Consider the following 3693-nt stretch of genomic DNA (forward strand, 5'->3'; position numbering starts at 1 on the left):
GGGCGCCGGGGCCTCGGGGCCGGACGCGGCGTCCGCGAGGGGCTGCGTGTCCCGGTCGTCCGAGGTCGGGGCGTCGTCCTTCCGGCGTCGACGGTCCTTGCTACGGCGCGGCACGACCCGCATCGTCAACCTCCCCGGGGACATGATCTCTCCAGTGTTCCAGGATGAGACGCCGTCCCGCACCGTGTCGCGCCCTGTCCCGGGCGCTGTTCGCTGATCGCTCACCACGTGGAACGGTGCCCGTTTCGCGGGGGTTCCATACGCGAGAAACCCGGCCCCGTAAGGCTTGGGGCCGGGTTCTCCGCGCGGTGCGCCGTCCGGTGCGTCAGTCGATGCGCCAGGTGTCGCCGCTGCCGAGGAGGGCGGCGAGGTCGCCGCCGCCCTCGGTCTGGACGGCCTCGTCGACCTGCTCGCGCATCAGCTCGTCGTACGACGGCCGGTCGACGTCGCGGAAGATGCCGATCGGGGTGTGCTCGAACGCGGGCGAGTCGAGGCGGGACAGGGCGAACGCGTGCGACGGGTCCGGGTTGTGGGCGTCGTGCACCACGATCTCGGACGGGTCGACGTCGGCGACGTTCACGACTTCGAGGGAGCCGGTCGCGGTGCGCCGGAAACCCTTCGAGCGGTCGGCGCCGAACACGATCGGCTCGCCGTGTTCGAGCCGGACGGTGATGTCGTCGCGGACATCGGCGTCCTTCAGCGGCTCGAAGGCGTTGTCGTTGAAGATGTTGCAGTTCTGGTAGATCTCGACGAGCGCGGTGCCGCGGTGCTCGGCGGCGGCGCGCAGCACCGACTGCAGGTGCTTGCGGTCGGAGTCGATCGTGCGGGCGACGAACGTGCCTTCGGCGCCGACGGCGAGCGAGATCGGGTTGAACGGCGAGTCCAGCGACCCCATCGGCGTCGACTTGGTGATCTTGCCGAGTTCGGACGTCGGGGAGTACTGGCCCTTGGTCAGCCCGTAGATCCGGTTGTTGAACAGCAGGATCTTCAGGTTGACGTTGCGGCGCAGCGCGTGGATGAGGTGGTTGCCGCCGATCGACAGCGAGTCGCCGTCGCCCGTCACGACCCAGACCGACAGGTCCGGACGGGACGTGGCGAGGCCCGTCGCGATCGCGGGGGCGCGGCCGTGGATCGAGTGGAACCCGTAGGTGTTCATGTAGTACGGGAACCGGGACGAGCAGCCGATGCCCGACACGAACGTGATGTTCTCCTTGCGCAGCCCGAGTTCGGGCAGGAAGGACTGGACGGCCGCGAGGATCGCGTAGTCACCGCAGCCGGGGCACCAGCGGACCTCCTGGTCGGTCTTGAAGTCCTTCAGCGTCTGCTTCGCGTCGGTCTTCGGGACCAGGGACAGGGGGCTGCGGCCATTGCCGGCGACGATGCCGCTTCCGTTGCCGTTGCCGTTGCCGTTGCCGTTGACTTCACTCACTGTCGATCACATCCTGGATGACGCCCTGCAGCTCATCGGACTTGAAGGGCAGGCCGCGGACCTGGTTGTAGCCGATGACGTCCACGAGGTACCGGCCGCGCAGCAGCAGCGCGAGCTGGCCCAGGTTGATCTCCGGCACGATGACCTTGTCGTAGGAGCGCAGGACCTCGGGCAGGTTCGCGGGGAACGGGTTGAGGTGCCGCAGGTGGGCCTGCGCGACGCGCTGCCCGCTCGCGCGGACGCGGCGGACACCGGCGGAGATCGCGCCGTACGTCCCGCCCCAGCCGAGGACGAGCACGCGGGCCGCACCGGACGGGTCGTCCACCGCGAGCGGCTCGATGTCGTTCGCGATGCCGTCGACCTTGGCCTGCCGGAGGCGGACCATCTTGTCGTGGTTCGACGGGTCGTAGGAGATGTTCCCGGACCCGTCGGCCTTCTCCAGCCCGCCGATCCGGTGCTCCAGCCCGGCGGTGCCGGGGACGGCCCACGGGCGCGCGAGCGTCTCGGGGTCCCGCTGGAACGGCTGGAACTCCTCCTCGGACGGCGCCGCGAAGTCCGGCTCGATCGTCGGCAGGTTCGCGACGTCCGGCAGCTTCCACGGCTCGGAGCCGTTCGCGAGGTACCCGTCGGACAGCAGGATGACGGGCGTGCGGTACTTGACGGCGATACGGGCGGCCTCGATCGCGGCGTCGAAGCAGTCGGACGGCGACTGCGGCGCGATGACCGGGACGGGCGCTTCGCCGTTGCGGCCGTGCATGGCCTGCAGCAGGTCGGCCTGCTCGGTCTTGGTGGGCAGCCCGGTGGACGGTCCGGCGCGCTGCACGTCGATGACCAGCAGCGGCAGCTCGGTGGCGACGCCGAGACCGATCGTCTCGCTCTTCAGCGCGATGCCGGGCCCGGACGTCGTGGTGACGCCCAGCGACCCGCCGAAGGACGCGCCGAGCGCGGCGCCGACCGCGGCGATCTCGTCCTCGGCCTGGAACGTTCTGACGCCGAACCGCTTGTGCTTGGACAGTTCGTGCAGGATGTCGGACGCCGGGGTGATCGGGTACGAGCCGAGGAACACCGGCAGCCCGGACTGGACGCCCGACGCGACGAGCCCGTACGCGAGCGCGACGTTGCCGGTGATGTTGCGGTACAGGCCCGCCTCGTGCTCGGCCGGCTTGACCTCGTACTGGACCGAGAACGCCTCGGTGGTCTCGCCGTAGCTCCAGCCCGCCTGGAAGGCCGCGATGTTGGCCTTCATGATCTCGGGCTTCTTGGCGAACTTGCGCTCCAGGAACCCGATCGTCCCCTCGGTGGGACGGTGGTAGAGCCACGACAGGAGCCCCAGCGCGAACATGTTCTTCGCGCGTTCGGCGTCCTTCTTGGAGATGTCGAAGTCGGTGAGGGCGGTCACCGTCATCGACGTGAGCGGCAGCGCGTGCACCCGGTACTCGGCGAGCGAGTCGTCCTCGACCGGGTTGGTCGCGTAGCCGACCTTGGCGAGGTTGCGCTTGGTGAACTCGTCGGTGTTGACCAGGACGTCCGCCCCGCGGGGGAGATCCCCGAGGTTGGCCTTGAGGGCGGCGGGGTTCATCGCGACCAGGACGTCGGGCGCGTCGCCCGGCGTGAGGATGTCGTGGTCGGCGAAGTGCAACTGGAAACTGGACACGCCGGGGAGGGTCCCGGCGGGGGCGCGGATCTCGGCCGGAAAGTTCGGCAACGTGGAAAGGTCGTTGCCGAACGCGGCCGTCTCCTGGGTGAAGCGGTCGCCGGTCAACTGCATGCCGTCACCGGAGTCCCCGGCGAAGCGGATGATGACGCGGTCGAGCTGCTGGACCTGCTTGGTCACAGAGGAAGACCTCCTCGACGGGCAGCACCCGACCTGGGGGAGGCACCCAGAATCGTGATGCTACTTAGGCTTGCCTTCATGGTATGTCCGGGAGGCGATGCTCGGATCGGGGGATTGCCGGCCCGCCGGACACCACGGGTACGAACTGGTCGAATCCCCCAGTTACCGCTGACACAGGCAGCTGTGCTGGCGGCAGAGGTCGACGTGCAGCCGCCGGACGAGCCGTCTACGGTTCGCCGAAGAGCCGTCATCTCCCGTGGGCACGGAGTTCACGACCCGAAGTGTAGACAGGACGATTCGCGCGCGAACCCACCGGCCCCCATGCGACCCCGCCGCGTCCGCCTCCGGCCGTCCCAGGGCCACGCCCCGGGCGTCACGGGCGTCACGGGCGTCGCGACGTCACGGACTGCGGCGCGTCCGACGCGGTCGC

General features: G+C 69.6%; 2 protein-coding genes. Both read right to left on the bottom strand.

The genetic code is table 11. From position 1 onward, the window contains the following. Positions 1 to 325: 325 nt before the first annotated feature. Entirely contained in the window at positions 326 to 1429 is a 1104-nt protein-coding gene (locus tag BJF79_RS34635; protein ID WP_410050181.1) for a 2-oxoacid:ferredoxin oxidoreductase subunit beta, read from the bottom strand. After that, positions 1422 to 3263: a 2-oxoacid:acceptor oxidoreductase subunit alpha gene (locus BJF79_RS34640; protein WP_075903776.1), complete on the bottom strand. Its 1842-nt coding sequence runs from the start codon at positions 3261 to 3263 to the stop codon at positions 1422 to 1424. The genes BJF79_RS34635 and BJF79_RS34640 overlap by 8 nt, the downstream gene beginning before the upstream one ends. Between the last annotated feature and the right edge of the window lie 430 nt (positions 3264 to 3693).

The sequence above is a fragment of the Actinomadura sp. CNU-125 genome (assembly GCF_001942465.1).
In the GTDB taxonomy this organism is placed as follows: Bacteria; Actinomycetota; Actinomycetes; order Streptosporangiales; family Streptosporangiaceae; genus Spirillospora.